The organism is Paenibacillus antri (assembly GCF_005765165.1).
Lineage (GTDB): Bacteria > Bacillota > Bacilli > Paenibacillales > YIM-B00363 > Paenibacillus_AE > Paenibacillus_AE antri.
On the sequence record NZ_VCIW01000003.1, the window covers coordinates 348121 to 364917 of the forward strand.

The 16797-nt window shown below is 60.5% G+C and carries 13 protein-coding genes; 11 read left to right on the plus strand and 2 right to left on the minus strand.

The genetic code is table 11. The features are described from left to right. Window positions 1-218 precede the first annotated feature (218 nt). Complete coding sequence (locus FE782_RS07375; protein WP_138193417.1) at window positions 219-644, plus strand: MarR family winged helix-turn-helix transcriptional regulator; 426 nt, start codon at window positions 219-221, stop codon at window positions 642-644. A gap of 4 nt (window positions 645-648) precedes the next feature. On the opposite strand, the gene FE782_RS07380 is transcribed toward FE782_RS07375, so the two are convergent. Together FE782_RS07380 and FE782_RS07385 are read right to left on the minus strand one after the other, a co-directional pair. Further along, window positions 649-1914 (minus strand): CapA family protein, encoded by a 1266-nt coding sequence (locus FE782_RS07380; protein ID WP_238392381.1) that lies wholly within the window; start codon window positions 1912-1914, stop codon window positions 649-651. 9 nt (window positions 1915-1923) lie between these two features. Beyond that, entirely contained in the window at window positions 1924-2790 is an 867-nt protein-coding gene (locus FE782_RS07385) for a class I SAM-dependent methyltransferase (RefSeq protein ID WP_138193419.1), read from the minus strand. A 120-nt stretch (window positions 2791-2910) separates the two neighbouring features. Here FE782_RS07385 and FE782_RS07390 point away from each other — a divergent pair, with 120 nt between their 5' ends. The 10 genes from FE782_RS07390 (at window position 2911) to FE782_RS07435 (ending at window position 16777) form a co-directional block, all read left to right on the plus strand. Beyond that, a complete protein-coding gene (locus tag FE782_RS07390) occupies window positions 2911-3564 on the plus strand; it encodes a phosphatase PAP2 family protein (RefSeq protein WP_158299279.1) in 654 nt (217 codons plus the stop codon). A gap of 40 nt (window positions 3565-3604) precedes the next feature. After that, on the plus strand, window positions 3605-5530 hold the full coding sequence (gene glgB, locus FE782_RS07395) for a 1,4-alpha-glucan branching protein GlgB (protein ID WP_138193421.1): 1926 nt from the start codon (window positions 3605-3607) through the stop codon (window positions 5528-5530). Continuing rightward, complete coding sequence (locus FE782_RS07400; protein WP_138193422.1) at window positions 5527-6681, plus strand: glucose-1-phosphate adenylyltransferase; 1155 nt, start codon at window positions 5527-5529, stop codon at window positions 6679-6681. Before glgB ends, FE782_RS07400 begins: the two co-directional genes overlap by 4 nt. Continuing rightward, window positions 6678-7787: a glucose-1-phosphate adenylyltransferase subunit GlgD gene (gene glgD, locus FE782_RS07405; RefSeq protein WP_138193423.1), complete on the plus strand. Its 1110-nt coding sequence runs from the start codon at window positions 6678-6680 to the stop codon at window positions 7785-7787. The genes FE782_RS07400 and glgD overlap by 4 nt, the downstream gene beginning before the upstream one ends. A 17-nt stretch (window positions 7788-7804) precedes the next feature. Next, window positions 7805-9232: a glycogen synthase GlgA gene (gene glgA / locus FE782_RS07410; protein WP_138193521.1), complete on the plus strand. Its 1428-nt coding sequence runs from the start codon at window positions 7805-7807 to the stop codon at window positions 9230-9232. 19 nt (window positions 9233-9251) lie between these two features. Next, entirely contained in the window at window positions 9252-10427 is a 1176-nt protein-coding gene (locus tag FE782_RS07415) for a GNAT family N-acetyltransferase (protein ID WP_138193424.1), read from the plus strand. An 88-nt stretch (window positions 10428-10515) separates the two neighbouring features. Then, complete coding sequence (locus FE782_RS07420) at window positions 10516-11178, plus strand: helix-turn-helix transcriptional regulator (protein ID WP_138193425.1); 663 nt, start codon at window positions 10516-10518, stop codon at window positions 11176-11178. Between the two features lie 312 nt (window positions 11179-11490). Beyond that, window positions 11491-13128 (plus strand): response regulator transcription factor, encoded by a 1638-nt coding sequence (locus FE782_RS07425; protein WP_138193426.1) that lies wholly within the window; start codon window positions 11491-11493, stop codon window positions 13126-13128. 24 nt (window positions 13129-13152) lie between these two features. Beyond that, complete coding sequence (locus tag FE782_RS07430; protein WP_138193427.1) at window positions 13153-14943, plus strand: sensor histidine kinase; 1791 nt, start codon at window positions 13153-13155, stop codon at window positions 14941-14943. A gap of 88 nt (window positions 14944-15031) precedes the next feature. Further along, window positions 15032-16777, plus strand: coding sequence for an extracellular solute-binding protein (locus FE782_RS07435; protein ID WP_138193428.1), 1746 nt, complete (start codon window positions 15032-15034; stop codon window positions 16775-16777). Window positions 16778-16797 lie beyond the last annotated feature (20 nt).

Sequence of the window (16797 nt, forward strand, 5' to 3'; positions counted from 1 at the left end):
ATATGCCGGGTCGGAAGTACTATTTTCTTAAGAATGTTTCGCCATGCTTCGGAAGAGTGACGGCAACCGCGTGCGACGCGTGTTGAAAGCTGTCGTTTGCGGTCGCCATCATGCGAGATTTATCGATTAATGTCTTAAAATATTAAAGAGCTAAAGCTTTCGCTCTCCCTCGGACAGTGCTATACTTTGGATAAATTAACCGAATGGGGGACGAGGTCATGTATACGAACGAGTTTGCCAAGCTATGGTTCAAACTCACGAAGGATTTGCGGATCCATATGGAGACGCAGCTTGCGCCGACGTTGACCGAAAGCCAATTAAACGTTCTCGAGTACGTGCTTGCCGCGGATCGCATGAAACCCTCCGACTTGATCCATTACCTTGCGACGACGCCGGCCGCCGTTACGACGTTGCTCGATCGGATGGAGAAGAACGAGCTGATCGAACGCGTCCGCGACGACCGCGACCGCCGCATCGTCTGGATCCACGTCACCCCGAAGGGGATCGAGGAAGCCAAGCGAGGGACGGAAATCCGGGAAAGCTTCCTGACCGAATACTTGAGCCGGATCTCCGCGCACAATCAACAACTCTTGGTTTATCTGTTAGGGAAAATCACGAATATCGAGCATCAACGGATTTCGTAACTCGTCATTCCTTTTCCGCGGCCGGGGCTTGTCCCGTTCCCGCGGCTGCCGCAAGCTTGTCCAGGTGCCCGTTCATCTCTTCGGATTTCGCGATCAACGTGGATATCATGCGAGGCGTCAATAGCGGATCGCCGCTCTCCAAGGTTACTTCATCCAGCGACAATACACGGTAGCGCGTCTTGCCTCCGTCTACATATTTATGGACCCAGGTCGGAATCGCATCGACTTCCGCGACGGTCGTTACGGCGGCGCCGTCCGCTTGGTACGTTTTCCGAAACGTGACCTTGAGGACGGCGCCGTATTCTTTGTAATCGCCGAACTGGTTGGACACGAAGTTGCCGAGAGAATACATGATGATGCCTTCGCGGGACGTGCCGTCGGGATTGTCGACCCGATATCGTTCGTACGGCTGTACGACGTGCGGATGGTGGCCGATGACGAGATCCGCGCCCGATTCGATCGCAAGCCGCGCAAGCCGCCGTTGTTCGTCGTTCGGTTCGCGTTGGTACTCGTTGCCGAAATGCAAAGATACGCTTACGAAGTCCGCGCCGGCCGTCCGCGCCCGGTCGATATCCGCCGCGATTCGGGCGTCGTCGATCAGGTTGACGGCGAACGGCTTGTCCTTCGGAATCGGGATGCCGTTCGTGCCGTACGTGTACGACAGGAACGCGCCGGCGACGCCGTTCTTCCCGACGATCGCGAGGGCGTCGGCTTCCTCCTGCGTCTCCGCCGTTCCGACCGGGACGATCCCGCGTTCGCGCAGCGTCTTGAGCGTCGCGGCGAGACCCTTGAAGCCTTGATCGAGCGAGTGGTTGTTCGCCGTCGAGACGACGTCGAAGCCGGCGTCGACGAGCGCATCCGCCAACGCGACGGGCGCGTTGAACATCGGGTAGCCGGGGAAGCCCCGGTCGTCTCCGGCGATCGGCGTCTCCAAATTCGCGACGGCCCAATCCGCTCCCTCGAAGAGGGAGCGAAGCGGCGCGAAAAATCCGGAAAAATCGTACGTATCCGTCTCCTTGTCATAGGCGCCGGGAAGCATCGGCTTATGCATCATGACGTCGCCGATCGCCACCAACGTCGCTTCCACGGGAGGCGGGGGCGGAGGCGGTTCGACAGGTTCCTGCTCGGGCGCCGGCGCGGCGGCGCCGTCCGAGCCGCTCTCGGCGACGGGAGCCTGCTCCTGCTCGGGCGCCGGCTCCGCCGGGGCCGCGGACTCGCAGCCCGCGGCGAAAAGCAGGGAAGCGGCCGCGAGGAGCGCCGCGAGGCGCATCGCAGCCACTTACGCTTCTTCCCAGCGGCACAGGATGCCCGCGGGAAGCACCATATCTTTGGAAGTGATCGGGAGCCCGATCTCGCCGCTCGTAATTCGGCCGCCGTATTTATCGGCGAGCGATATTCGAGCGATGTTGCCGAGCACGGTCGGAGAGATGCCCGTCGTATACGAGTTGATCAGGAAAAACAGCGGATTGTCCGACAGGATCGTCGTGCAAAGCTGAATGAACGGATACAAGCTCTCTTCGAGCTTCCACACTTCGCCGCCGGTGCCGCGTCCGTACGACGGCGGATCCATGATGATGCCGTCGTATTTGTTGCCGCGCCGCTGCTCGCGCTGAACGAACTTGAATACGTCGTCGGTAATGAAGCGGACCGGCCGCTCGGCGAGGCCGGACAGCTCGAGGTTTTCCTTCGCCCAGAGCACCATGCCCTTGGCCGCGTCGACGTGGCATACTTCGGCGCCGGCCGCCGCGGCGGCCACGGTAGCGCCGCCTGTATAGGCGAACAAGTTCAGTACGCGGATGGGACGGCCCGCGCCGCGGATCTTGTCCATCATCCAGGACCAGTTCGCCGCTTGCTCGGGGAACAGTCCGGTGTGCTTGAAGTTCGTCGGCCGGATGTAAAATTTCAGGTCGCGGTACCCGATCGTCCATCGGTCCGGAAGCTTCGTCTTGTATTCCCACTGTCCGCCGCCCGAGGAGCTGCGGTGGTAGTGGCCGGCGACCGAACGCCAAAGCTCGTTCTCGTTCTCGAGCGGCCATATGATTTGGGGATCCGGGCGCCGCAAGACGACGTGCCCCCAGCGTTCCAATCGCTCGCCGCCTCCGGCGTCGATTAATTCGTAATCTTGCCAATCTTTCGCAACAAACATCGTCGTTTTTCTCCTTACCTGTTGAAAGTTTTTGCCTTATCTCTTATCTTGGATGAAAGAAGCTTATCCGTTTATTGTACACACATGTTTCCATCCAATCAAAAGACGAGGAGAAAGACGATGACTGTACCTATTACCCGCATCCCGATTCGGCGGAAAGCCGGCCCCGGACGCCTGCTCCTCTTGACGGCGCTGTTCCTTGCGATCTTCTTCTCGATCGGCGCCGCTCTCGAATCTTCCGGCGTCAAGGCGTTCGATACGTCGATTCACGACGCGACCCGAAGCCTCAAGGGATCCGCGGCGGACGCGGTCGCCCGCGCCTTCGACGCGGCAGGCTCGACCGTCGGCTTCGCGGCGATCACGCTGCTGCTCGCCGGCGTATTTCTCGCCCTTCGGCGCGGCTGGGACGCCGTGCTGACGGCCGCGGCGACGGTAGGCGCTTGGGGGCTGAACACGATCGCGAAGCATGTATACGATCGTCCGCGGCCCGAGCTCGAGGCGTTGTTCACGGCCGACGGGTTCGGTTATCCGAGCGGCAACGCTACGATCGGCGCCGCGTTGGTCGGCTTCGCGGCCATAGCGTTCCTGTCGGAGGCGAGGACGCCGGGGGCGAAGACGGCGATCGCGATCGCTGCGGCCGCGCTCGTTCTGCTGTTCGGCGCGACGCGCATTTACGCGGGCGTGCATTACCCCACGGACATTATCGGTGGATATGCATTAGGATTTGCATATTTGACGGTCCTGGCGGTCCTTCGCCGGAGACTGCTATCGTAAGGCAGGGCAACACACTCTCAAACGGGAGGAACCTGAATCGATGAGCGTACGATCCCTTAGCGACCACGACTTGTTTTTGTTTCACGAGGGCACGCTCCACCGCAGCTACCTCACTTTTGGCGCGCATCCGGCGACGTCCGACGACGGGATCGACGGCGTTCGCTTCGCCGTCTGGGCGCCGCGCGCCGAAGCCGTCTCCGTCGTCGGCGACTTCAACGGCTGGGACTCGGCGGCGAATCCGCTCGAGAAAGTTTCGCACGGCGTGTGGGCCGGCTTCGTTCCGCGCGTCGGAGAAGGAACGGTCTATAAGTATGCCGTCCGATCGACGGACGGACAATGGAAGTTCAAGGCGGATCCTTATGCGTTCTATGCCGAATTGCGCCCGAAATCCGCATCGATCGTGTACGACTTGACGGGCTACCGATGGAAGGACGCGCTCTTCCGTAAAGGCAAGGAGCGATCGCCGCATTACGAACGGCCGATGAACATCTACGAGGCGCATCTCGGCACGTGGAAGACGAAGCCGGACGGCAGCGCGTTGACGTACGAGGAGCTCGCCGAGGAGCTTGTCGATTACGTCGCCGATCTCGGATACACCCATATCGAGCTGCTGCCGATCGCCGAGCATCCGTACGACCGTTCCTGGGGCTACCAAGCGACGGGCTTCTTCGCGGCGACGAGCCGGTTCGGAACGCCGAAGCAGTTCATGGCGTTCGTCGACCGTTGTCATCAGCGAGGGCTCGGCGTCATTCTCGATTGGGTGCCCGGCCACTTCGGCAAGGACGACCACGGCCTCCGCCGCTTCGACGGAACGCCGACGTTCGAGCCCGAGGACGACCGGCTCGCCGAGAAGCTGGAGTGGGGCACGCTCGCATTCGACTTCGGAAAACCCGAGGTGCGGAGCTTCCTCATCTCCAACGCGCTCTTCTGGATGGATTTGTTTCACATCGACGGACTTCGGGTCGATGCCGTCGCCAGCATGTTATACCTCAATTTCGGCAAACCTCGAGACCGCCACGTATACAATCGCTACGGAGGGGAAGAAAACCTCGAAGCGATCCGATTCCTTAAAGATTTGAACGCCGCCGTCTTCGGGCGGTATCCGCACGCGCTTATGATGGCAGAAGATTCGACCGCTTGGCCGCTCGTCACCGCCCCGGTGCACGAAGGCGGGCTCGGCTTTAATTACAAATGGAACATGGGCTGGATGAACGACATGTTGAAATACATGGAGGAAGATCCGCTCCATCGGAAGTACCATCACGAGCGAATCACCTTCTCGTTTTTCTACGCCTTTTCCGAAAATTACGTCCTGCCGTTCTCCCACGACGAGGTCGTGCACGGCAAAAAATCGCTCCTTGACAAGATGCCGGGCGACTACTGGCAAAAATTCGCGAACCTTAGACTCCTTCTCGCTTATATGATCGCGCATCCGGGCAAGAAGCTGCTGTTCATGGGCTGCGAGCTCGGGATGTTTTCCGAATGGAAGGATCTCGAACAAGTGGACTGGCACTTGCTCGACTATCCGATGCATGCCGCGACCCGCGATTTCGTCCGCGAGCTGAACGGATTCTATAAGAAGCAGCCGGCGCTGTGGGAGCAAGACCGCAGCATGGACGGCTTCCAGTGGATCTCGCCGCACGACCGGGAGCAGAGCGTCGTCTCGTTCATTCGAAGGGGACGCGACAAGGCGGAATCGTTGATCGTCGTCTGCAACTTTACGCCCGTGGTCCGAAGGGACTACCGGATCGGCGTGCCGGAACCCGGCGTCTACCGGGAGCTGTTCAACACCGACGAGGAGCGCTACGGCGGCTCCGGGGTGTCGACGGGGGGCCGGTTGTCGGCCGAAGGTCTGCCTTGGCACGACCAGGCGTATAGTATAAGCGTCGCTTTGCCGCCGCTCGGCGCCGTGATGCTGAAGCGTACGGACTCAAACTCTAAAACCAGGAAGGAGCAAGGCGAATGAGACGCAAAGAATGCGTAGCGATGTTGCTGGCGGGAGGGGAAGGACGCCGTCTCGGGGCGCTCACGAAGCATCTCGCGAAGCCCGCGGTCCATTTCGGCGGGAAATATCGGATCATCGATTTCACCTTATCCAATTGCACGAATTCGGGCATCGATACGGTCGGCGTGCTTACGCAGTATCAGCCGCTCGTGCTCAATTCGTACATCGGCATCGGCTCCCCCTGGGATCTCGACCGCAAGAACGGCGGCGTGACGGTGCTGCCTCCGTTCATGGAGCAGAAGGGCGGCAACTGGTACAGCGGGACGGCGAACGCGATCTATCGGAACATCGGATTCATCGAGCAATACGATCCGGAGTACGTCCTGGTCATCTCCGGAGACCATATTTATAAGATGAATTACGACGCGATGCTTTCGTTCCATAAGGAGCAGAAGGCGGAGGCGAGCATCGCCGTCATCGAGGTGAAGTGGGAGGAAGCGAGCCGCTTCGGCATTATGAGCGTCGACGACGCCCACCAAGTGACGGAGTTCGCGGAGAAGCCGAAGGAGCCGAAGAGCAATCTGGCGTCGATGGGCATTTACATTTTCAACTGGAGCGTCTTGAAATCGTACTTGCTGAAGGACGAAGCGAATCCGGACTCGTCGAACGACTTCGGCAAAGACATCATTCCGAGCATGTTGAACGAAGGCGTTCGGGTGAGCGCGTATCCGTTCGAAGGCTATTGGAAGGACGTCGGCACGATCCAGAGCTTGTGGGAATCGAATATGGACTTGCTCGATAACGAGACGCAGCTCAACTTGTTCGACCGCTCCTGGCGCATCTATTCGCTCAGCCCGTATCAGCCGCCGCAGTACATCGCGCCGACGGCGAAGGCGACCCGCTCGCTGCTGAACGAAGGCTGCTTCGTGTACGGCGAGGTCGATCATTCGGTATTGTTCTACGGCGTGCGCGTCGAGAAGGGGGCGCTCGTCCGCGACTCGGTCATCATGCCGAACGTGACGATCGGAGAAGGCGCCAGGGTGTACCGCGCGATCATCGGCGAAGGGACGGTCGTCGAGCCCGGCGCGGTCATCGGCGACCCGAACGCGGCTCCGTCCGAAATTACGCTCGTCGGCAACAACGAAACGGTGCGAAAGGAAGTGTCCGCATGAAACGGATCATGGGCGTCATTAACTTAATCAACGAACCCGATCGGCTCGAGGAGCTTACGCTCGGCCGCTGCCTCGCGTCCGTGCCGTTCGGCGGCCGCTATCGCCTGATCGACTTCCCGTTGTCGAATATGGTCAATTCGGGCATCGAGGACGTCGCGGTGTTTACGCACCACAAGTACCGTTCGCTCATGGACCATCTCGGCTCCGGCAAGGAGTGGGATCTCGATCGCAAGCGCGGCGGGTTGTTCGTGCTGCCGTCCGTACTCGACATCCCGAGCGGCATCTCGAAGGGCGACTTGTTCCAGTTTTTCTCTCACCGGGATTATTTCTATCGCGGCCGTCAAGAGTACGTACTCGTCTCGCGCAGCCATATCGTCTGCAACATCGATTATCGCCGCGTCCTGGAGCAGCACGAAGAGACCGGCGCGGACATTACGTGCGTCTATCACGAGATGGACGACGCGGACGACGCGATTTACCGCAAGCTGACGGTCGAGGCGGACGGACGCATCACGGCGATGCAGGATCGGACGGGACGGCTCGCGAGCCGCAACGTATCGATGGAGATGTATTTGATGAGCAAGAGCTTGCTGCTCGACATCGTCGAGACGTGCCTCTCCCAGGGGGACGATCATCTCGTGCGGGACGGTATCATGAAAAATATTTCGAGATTGAAATTATTCGGATACAAACACGAGGGCTATACGGGCATCGTCAATACGATCCAGAGCTATTACCGCCACAGCATGGGGCTGCTCAAGCCGGAGCTGCTGCGCGAGCTGTTCTTCCAAGGGGCGCCGATCTACACGAAGGTCAAGGACGAACCGCCGACCAAATATACGGAATCGGCCGGCGTCTCGAACTCGCTCGTCGCCAACGGCTGCGTCGTCGAGGGCGTCGTCGAGAACAGCCTGCTCTCCCGCGGCGTGAAAATACACCCCGGCGCGGTCGTGCGCAATTGCATCTTGATGCAAAACTGCGAGATCGGGAAAGACGTCGTTATCGAACACGCGATTCTCGACAAAGACGTCAGCATCGACCGCGGGCGCGTGCTGAGCGGCGCGACGAGCGCGCCGTACATCGCCGCGAAGAAGAAGGTGATCTAGTGTCCGCGAACGTATTGATGATCGCCGCGGAGGCGGTCCCCTTCGTCAAATCCGGCGGACTCGCGGACGTCGTCGGCTCGCTGCCGAAGGCGCTTGTCGCCGGCGGCGCGGACGTCCGCGTTGTGCTGCCGAAGTACGAGGATATCCCCGCGAATCTGCTCGCAAGCGCGGAGCCGGTCGCGGAGTTTACCGTGCAGGTGGGATGGCGGCGGCAATATTGCGGCGTTTCGCGGCTGTCGCACGAAGGGATTACGTATTATTTTCTGGATAACGAATTTTATTTCAAGCGACCCGGCCTGTACGGATACGGCGACGACGGCGAGCGGTTCGCGTATTTCTGCCAAGCGGCGCTCGAAGCGATCCCGAGACTCGGCTGGAAGCCGGACGTGCTGCACTGCCATGACTGGCATACGGCGCTCGTCCCGGTGTTCCTGCGCGCGCATTACGGCTGGAACGATTTCTACGCGGGCGTGCGCTCCGTCTTCACGATCCATAACTTGAAATACCAAGGCGTGTTCGGCTACGGGGCGATGCGGGACTTGCTGAACTTGGGCGACGAGCACTTCCATGCGAACGCTCTCGAGTTTTACGGCAACGTCAACTATATGAAGGGGGCGCTCAATTACAGCGACTTCCTGACGACGGTCAGCCCGACGTACGCGCAGGAAATCCAGACGCCGCATTACGGCGAAGGGTTGGACGGCACGCTGCGGCATCGCCGGGACGCGCTGCTCGGCATCGTGAACGGGATCGACTACGACGCGCTCGACCCGAGCACGGATCCGTATCTGCCCGCGCATTACCGGTCGTCCGCGACGGACGATCCGGGGAAGGCGGCCAACAAGGCGGCGCTGCAACGGGAGCTCGGTCTGCCCGTACGGGCGGACGCGCCGATCGTGTCGCTCGTGACGCGTCTCGTCGAACAGAAGGGCATCGATCTCATCTCGCATGTGCTCGAGGAGCTCCTGCGGGAGGAGCTGCAGCTCGTCGTGCTCGGGGCGGGAGAGTCGCGGTACGAGAAGCTGTTCCGCGACGCGGCGTACCATCATCCCGAGCGAATGTCGACGAACTTGAAGTTCGACGAAGGGCTCGCGCGGCGCATCTATGCGGGCTCCGACTTGTTCCTGATGCCGTCGAAGTTCGAGCCGTGCGGCATCGGGCAGATGATCGCCATCCGGTACGGCACGGCGCCGATCGTCCGGGAGACGGGCGGCCTCGTCGATACGGTGAAGCCCTATAACCGTTATACGGGCGAAGGGCACGGCTTCTCGTTCACTCATTACAACGCGCACGAGATGCTCGACACGATCCGCTACGCGCTCGGGATGTATCGGGACGAAGCGCATTGGTCCGCCATTCGGAGCAACGTCGCGGCGCAGGATTTCAGCTGGACCGCGTCCGCGAAGCAATATTTGGAGTTGTACGACAAATTGATATCGAAGTGAAGCCGGAGGTTTTCCTATTATGACGTTGATTCGAAATCTGGAGCCGCACGAGTTGGACGCGTCGATGACGCTCAGCGAGTTCGCCTTCCAATATCGCGTGCCGACGGACGAGCGGGAGGCTCGTCTCGCGGCGATGAAGCCGCATCAGCAATGGGGGGCGTTCGTCGACGGCGTTCTAGCGGCGAAATATACGCTGCTCGATTTCGAGACGTGGATCCACGGGGTCAAGTTCGCGATGGGCGGGTTGGCCGGCGTGGCGACATGGCCGGATTACCGCCGTCAAGGGCTGGTGGCGAAGCTGCTCGTCCATTCGCTCGAGACGATGCGGGCGAACGGGCAGACGGTGTCGTTCCTGCACCCGTTCTCGTTCCCGTTCTACCGCAAGTTCGGGTGGGAGTATTATACGGATACGAAAAAGTACGACATTCCCGTCGCGAAGCTGCCGCCCGCGCCGCCGGAGACGAGCCGCGTACGCCGAGTCGCGAACGACGGGGCGCTGCTCGACCCGACGTACGCCGCTTACGCGAGCCGTTATTCGGGGACGCTCGTTCGCTCCGAGGAATGGTGGCGGGAGCGTATCTTCCACCGCTCCCAAGAGACGACAGCGGCTTATACGGACGCTTCGGGCACCATGCAAGGATACGTGTGCTACGAGGTCAAGGATCGGACGCTGGCGGTCAGCGAGCTCGTCGCGCTGTCCGAGGAGGCGCGGCGGGCGCTGTTCGGTTATCTCCGCAATCACGACTCGATGGCGGAGACGCTGACGTTGTCCGCCCCGGCGGACGATCCGCTCGCGTTTCTGCTGCCCGACCCGCGGGTGAAGCAGGAGCTCGTGCCGTATTTCATGGCACGGGTGGTGGACGCGGCGGCGTTCGTCGCAGCAATGCCGTTCGTCGCGGGGGCCGGCGCGACGGTGCGGCTGCGCGTGAGCGACGCGCACGCGCCGTGGAACGACGGCGCGTGGACGCTCGCCGTCGACGATGCCGGGCGCGGTACGCTCGCGCCCGACGAGAGCGGCGCCGCGGATGGCGGCGCTTTACAGTGCGGCATCGCGGCGTTCACCGCGATGACGATCGGCGCGCGGCGCCCGGGCTTCCTGCATGCCGCCGGCCTGCTGCAGGGCCCCGCCGACGCGGTGGAGGCGCTGGAGCGCGTCCTGCCCGCGCGCCAGACGTATCTCGCCGACTTCTTCTAGCATGCCGCCTAGGCCCTTCTCCATGAAAATCGGTTCAATCCGGCCGAAATCATGGTATGATAAGGGGAAAGGCGGTGGACATGCGACGATGGAAGACAACAATCCGACGACCCGAAAACAAATCGTGACCATGCTGCGCAAGCGCGGGCCGCTCAACGCGAACGACATCGCGAAGCAGCTAGGCATCTCCGACATCGCCGTGCGCCGTCACTTGAACAACCTCGAACGGGATCGCATCATTCGCTCGGAGACGGTGCGTCAAGCGATGGGGCGGCCGACGTTCGTATATTCCTTGACCGAGCATGCGGAGGATTTGTTCCCGAAGCATTACGCGGACATTACCCTAGAGTTCTTGAACGACGTGCGGGAGCTGCAAGGACCCGGCGCGATCGACGCGCTGTTCGAACGACGGGAAGAGCGGCTCGAGCTGAAATATAAAGAACGTTTGCACGATAAGCCGGCCGGGGCCGACGGGACGGAAGCGCTGGCGGCGCGCGTCGACGAGCTGGCCGCGATTCAGGAGGAACGCGGCTATATGGCGGATTGGCGCGAGGAGCGCGCCGAAGGCGGCGCGTCATACGTCATTACCGAGCATAACTGCCCGATCCACGCGATCGCCCACAACTTCACGCAGGCGTGCGACAGCGAGTTGAGCTTGTTCCGCAAGGTGCTCGAGGCCGAGGTGGAGCAGGTGGAATGCAAGGCGAAGGGCGGACAGCGGTGCGTGTACGTGGTGAAGCCTAAGGCGTAGCTCGACCGCGTCCCTTCCCCCAGCCCGACGACTTCGCAAGCCTCCGGCGTCCGTACGCCGCCGGGAACGAACCGAACAACCTTAGCCGAAGCGCCGGCTAAGGTTGTTTTTCGTTTCCCGCAGTCTTGACGATCGCGGAAGAGGGGGGAGCGGCGTACGGTCGTTCTTAGCCGGTCTTGCCTTTTCGTAACGACTTCTTGCTTTCTCGTGACCTGTCGACAACCGGTCCGTCGCGGCGTGGTATAGTGAAAGCATAGAAGAGCGGGCGCCTGGCGCGTTCGTAAAGCGTTTACATCGTCTGGAGGAACTAATATGTATCGACTGTTGATCGTCGACGACGAGCCGATCATCGTCGAAGGTCTTGCGGATTTGTTCCAAGACCTGCCGGCGGCGCATGACCTCGAAGTGTGCACGGCGCAATCCGGCGCGGAAGCGCTCGAAGTGCTGCGCGCGACGAAGATCGATATCGTGCTGACGGATATCGAGATGCCGGGCATCAGCGGGCTTGATTTGAACGCGGAGATCGTGCGGCATTGGCCGCATTGCAAGGTCGTCTTTCTGACGGGCTACAACGACTTCGATTACGTGCAGAACGCGATTCGCAACGGCGGAACGGATTACGTGCTGAAGACGGAAGGCGACGAAGCGATCGTGCGCGCCGTGCGAACCGCCGCCGACAAGATCGCCGAGGAGTTGGAGTTCAAGGCGCTCGTGGACGGCGCGAATCGCAAGCTGCAGTCGACGCTGCCGTTCCGGCAAAAGGAATATTTGACGGAGCTGCTCCAGGGCGCTGCGCAGCCGGCGGCGACCCGCGCGGCGCGGCTTCAGGAACTGGAGCTGCCGATGGATCCGGATGCGCCGCTCTATGCGATCGTCGGCCGCGTCGATCGTTGGCCGGAAGACGTTCGGGCGGAGGAACGGGGGCTGCTGCGGTACGCGGTCCGCAACATCGCGGAGGAGCTGTTCGGCGTTCGCATGCGCATGGCTCACGTCGAATACGGGAAGGACCGGTGGTCGTGGCTCGTTCAGCCGACGACGCCGTCGACCGAAGGCGGCGCGGCGCATACGTTCATCCACGGCTGCTTGGAGTCGGTCCAGTCGCATGCGAGGAAGCTCCTTAGGGTTCCTTGTTCGTTCGTCATGATGCGCGAGCCGTCGCCATGGGACCGCATCGCCGAGACGTTCGAGCTGCTGAAGTGGAGGTTGAATCTCGGGCTCGGTCAAGGGGAAGAGATGCTCATTACAGACGCTTCCCCTTCGCAGGAACCGAAGACGCCGCCGCGGTCCCGGCGGTACGAAGGGGAGCTGGACGCGCTGGAGACGCTGCTGGAGAGCGGACAGCGGGAGGAATTCGCCGCCCTGTTCGACAAGCTGACCAGGGGAGAGACGGCCTCGCAGACGCCTTCGGAGCCGTGCGACGATCGGTACGAGCTGTACTACGCGATCGCAGTTCGGTTTCTATCCTGCCTCAACCGCTGGGGCTTAATGGCGAAGCTGTCGTCCCGAACGAACTTGAACGCGCTCATGAAAATCGAGGAACACGGGACGTGGGACGACGCCGTTCGATACTTCGTCCGGCTCGCCGATCTGTTCTTCGAACACCGGGAGGAAGAGCAGCGGGAGAAAACGAGCGACGCCGTCGGTAAGGTGAACGAGTATATCCTCCGCCATCTAGGCGGCGACGTCTCGCAGACCCGACTGGCGGAAATCGTGTACTTGAGTCCTTCGTATTTATCGCGCCTCTACAAACAGTCGACCGGCTTGTCGCTGACCGAGTTCATTACGAACGCCCGCATCCAGCGCGCGAAGCAGCTGCTTCGGGACACGCCTCACAAAATACACGATATCGCGGCCGAGGTCGGGTTCGAATCGGCTTCGTATTTCACCCGCTTTTTTAAGAAAATGACGAATATGACGCCGCAGGAGTTCCGGGAGCGAACGAACGGGTAAGGCGCAGAAAGGCGGAGTTCCGCGATGAGACGTACGCCGCATCGGGGCGAAGGGAAATTTACGATTTTCGGAAAACTGATCTTGATGTTTCTCGTCGTCATTACCCCGTTGTATACGCTGGGGCTGTTGATTAACGCGCGCGGGGAGGAAAGCGTCCGCGCGGAAATCGCGAACTCCTTGGAATCCCGCGTCCAATTTTACATGAACGCCTTGGAGACGGAAATCGAGAGGATGGTGCAGCTGGAGAGGGAGTACATCTTCGATAAGGATTTGCAGCGTCTCGCGTTCGCGATGCCGATCATGGACGAATACGAACGGACGCAGCGCATTATCTCCGTAGGGGGCAAGCTCAAAGTCATTAAGAGCTCCAGCGCCTACATCCGCAGCGTGAAGGCGTATCTCCCGAGCTACCGTTACGCGATCACGAGCGACGACTTGACGACGAATTTGATCGCGGAGGAATACGAGGCGATGGTGGCGTCCATCGGGCGAACCGAGGGGGCCGTGTACCATTGGAACGGCCGGTACTTTATCAACCGGGCGTATCCCGACGCGACCCAATTCGATCCGAAACGGTCGTACATTCTGAGCGTCGAGCTGTCGGTGCCGGCGCTTAAGGCGTCTCTCGCCGGATTCGCGAATTACGAAGGGTCGGGGTCGGCGCTGCTCGACGCGAACGGCGCATGGTTCATCGGAGGCGGCAGCGGTATCGACGTCGCTTCGTCGTTGGCGGCGCTGCGGGCAGGGGGCGGCGAAGACATCGGGGTCGCCGGAAGCGTTCGTTCCGTGGAGGCGGGAGACCGCATGTATTTGACGGCCGCTCGGACGTCCGAGCTGCTGCAAGCGACGCTCGTCGTGTTTATTCCGTCGCATGAGGTGCTGGGGAAGCTCGACACGTACCGGAATTGGTTTTGGATTTTATCGCTCGTCTCGCTGTTCGTCATTTTTTTGTTTTCCTTTTGGATGTATCGCCTCATCCATCGGCCGCTGTCCCGGCTCGTCCGTTCGTTCCGCAGCGTCGAGAAGCGGCGCCTCGAATTGATCGAGGATACGGGGAACAAGGGCGAGTTCGGCTATTTGTACCGACAATTCAACGCGATGGTCAACGAGCTGAAGGTGCTGATTCATACCGTGTACGAGCAGAAGATCCGGGCGCAAAGCTCGGAACTGAAGCAGCTGCAGTCGCAAATCAATCCGCATTTTTTATACAATTCGTTTTTTATCTTATATCGGTTGGCGAAGCTGAAGGATCTCGACAGCGTCGTCCGCTTCTCTCAATATTTGGGGGAGTATTTCCAATACATCACCCGCAATGCGGCCCGCCAAGTCAAGCTCGAGGCGGAGGTCAACCACGTGAAGGCTTACGTCGAAATTCAGACCGTGCGCTTCTCCGAACGGATCCAAGCCGAGCTTGAACCGCTGCCGCAGCGATTCGCGTCGGTCGCCGTGCCGCGGTTGTTTCTGCAGCCGCTCGTCGAGAACGCGTATAAATACGGCGTCGAAAGCAAGCCGAAGGGCGGAGCGATCCGGATCTCCTTCCAGGAAGAGGAGAACAAGCTGCGCGTCGTCGTCGAGGATAACGGCCCGGGGATGACGGACGAGGCGCTGGAGGCGCTTCGCATTCGCTTGAACGCATCGGGCGACGATGTGGAGACGACCGGGCTCGTCAACGTGCACCGCCGGCTGTGCATCATGTACGGGGAGGGGTGCGGGTTACGCTTGTCTCGCAGCGACCTCGGGGGGCTCCGGGTGGAGGCGTCGCTGCTGCGGTCGGAGACGGACGAAGGAATCGATCAAGTCATGAAAAGTCAATGAAAGAAGAAATGTTATTATTTTAAAAATTATAGAAAAATTTCATAATTTGAGATAGAAAGTTACACATCCTTACAAGGGGGTCAAACGAGTGAAACCATCCATGAGAAAGCTTGCGCTGGTCTCCTTCGCATTCGCGTTCGTGTTTGCGAGCGCTTGCGCGAACGAGGCTGCGGAGGAGCCGGCGGACGAAGGGCAACCGCAGGAGACGCCGAAAACGGAGGAGCCGGCGAAGACGGAGCCGGAAACGATCGACCCGCTCGGGAAATACGAGCCGGGCATCAGCATGACGACGGCTCGGTTCCAGCGGGACGGGGTGCTGTACCCGCCGGGCGACAGCCTGGACAACAACGTCTGGTACCGGGCGTACGAGGAGCTGCTCGGCATTAAGCTGACCAACAACTTCATCTCCAGCGACACGCCGGACGTCCGGTTGCAGAAGATGGCCGTCACGATCGCTTCCGGAGAGCTGCCGGACGTCATCGAGGTCAATCCGCGGGAGCTGCAGATGCTCGTCGAAGCCGACATGATCGAAGATTTGACCGACGAGTGGGAGAAGTATGCGTCTCCGTACGTGAAAGAGATTCGCGCGTCGGGCGGCCGGGATATCGCGATGGAAGCGGCGACGTTCGGCGGCAAGCTGATGGCGATCCCGGACGGAGGCGGCAGCATCGATTCATCGCCGATGATCTGGGTGCGGACCGATTGGCTGAAGAACCTCGGCCTCGAGCCGCCGAAGACGATGCAGGACGTGTTCGCGATCGCGGAAGCGTTCACGAAGAACGATCCGGACAAGAACGGTCAAGCGGATACGTTCGGCCTTGCGCTGAACATGAACGTCTACGACGGCTTCGCCGGCATCGAAGGGTTCATGGCCGGGTTCCATGCGTACCCGTACACGAAGAATAACCTGACGATGTGGCTGAAGGACGACAGCGGCAAGCTGGCGTACGGAAGCGTGCAACCGGAAACGAAGTCGGCGCTGCAGAAGCTGAACGAGATGTTCGCCGCGGGACTCATCGATCCGGAATTCGCCGTCAAGAACGGCACGCAGGTCGCGGAATCCGTCACCTCCGGCAAGATCGGGCTGTATTTCGGCGAATTCTGGAACGCGTCTTGGCCGCTCGCGGAGTTGAAGAGCCGCGACGCGAACGCCGACTGGATGCCGTTCCCGCTCGTCTCCGTCGATGCCGAGCCTGCGAAGCCCGTCGTATTCAAGTCGTCGCCGGACCGGTATTACGTCGTAAAGAAGGGCTACGAGCATCCGGAAGCGCTCATTAAGATGTTGAACTTGTACTATGAGAAAATTTACGGTCCGAATCAAGATCCCGAGAAGTTTCATACGGTGAAAGGCGTAGACGTGAACGGAGAGAAGAAGGACGTTCCGGTGTTCGGATACGCCGTCATCCGCGGGGGGCTTCGCGACAACAACCTTCAAGCGCATCTTCAAGTGACGGAGGCGCTAAAGAACAACGATCCGAGCAAGTTGAAGCCGGAATTCAAGGGCTACTACGACCAAATCGCCGGCTACCGGGCCGGAACGAATCCGGGCGGCTGGTGGCAGGAGCGCACGTTCGGCGAAGGCGGCGCGTTCGACGTCGTCAACCAATACATGCAAGCGAACAACGTGCTTGTCAATGCGTTCTACGGCACGCCGACGGAGACGATGGCGCAGGTCGGCGCAACGCTTCAACAGCTGGAGATGGAAGTGTTCACGAAGATCATTATGGGCGCCGCGCCGATCGACGACTTCGACAAGTTCGTCGCGGACTGGGGCAAGCTCGGCGGCGACAAGATTACGCAAGAAGTCAACGATTGGCACAACAGCGTGCAATAAGAGAAATAACATATCGCGAA

What these genes read in the sequence shown, in the direction of transcription:
- FE782_RS07375 (WP_138193417.1), top strand. Translation starts at nt 219, where the DNA reads ATGTATACGAACGAGTTTGCCAAGCTATGGTTCAAACTCACGAAGGAT.
- FE782_RS07430 (WP_138193427.1), top strand. Translation starts at nt 13,153, where the DNA reads ATGAGACGTACGCCGCATCGGGGCGAAGGGAAATTTACGATTTTCGGA.
- FE782_RS07380 (WP_238392381.1), bottom strand. Translation starts at nt 1,914, where the DNA reads ATGCGCCTCGCGGCGCTCCTCGCGGCCGCTTCCCTGCTTTTCGCCGCG.
- FE782_RS07390 (WP_158299279.1), top strand. Translation starts at nt 2,911, where the DNA reads ATGACTGTACCTATTACCCGCATCCCGATTCGGCGGAAAGCCGGCCCC.
- FE782_RS07420 (WP_138193425.1), top strand. Translation starts at nt 10,516, where the DNA reads ATGGAAGACAACAATCCGACGACCCGAAAACAAATCGTGACCATGCTG.
- FE782_RS07425 (WP_138193426.1), top strand. Translation starts at nt 11,491, where the DNA reads ATGTATCGACTGTTGATCGTCGACGACGAGCCGATCATCGTCGAAGGT.
- glgA (WP_138193521.1), top strand. Translation starts at nt 7,805, where the DNA reads ATGATCGCCGCGGAGGCGGTCCCCTTCGTCAAATCCGGCGGACTCGCG.
- FE782_RS07400 (WP_138193422.1), top strand. Translation starts at nt 5,527, where the DNA reads ATGAGACGCAAAGAATGCGTAGCGATGTTGCTGGCGGGAGGGGAAGGA.
- glgB (WP_138193421.1), top strand. Translation starts at nt 3,605, where the DNA reads ATGAGCGTACGATCCCTTAGCGACCACGACTTGTTTTTGTTTCACGAG.
- FE782_RS07415 (WP_138193424.1), top strand. Translation starts at nt 9,252, where the DNA reads ATGACGTTGATTCGAAATCTGGAGCCGCACGAGTTGGACGCGTCGATG.
- glgD (WP_138193423.1), top strand. Translation starts at nt 6,678, where the DNA reads ATGAAACGGATCATGGGCGTCATTAACTTAATCAACGAACCCGATCGG.
- FE782_RS07385 (WP_138193419.1), bottom strand. Translation starts at nt 2,790, where the DNA reads ATGTTTGTTGCGAAAGATTGGCAAGATTACGAATTAATCGACGCCGGA.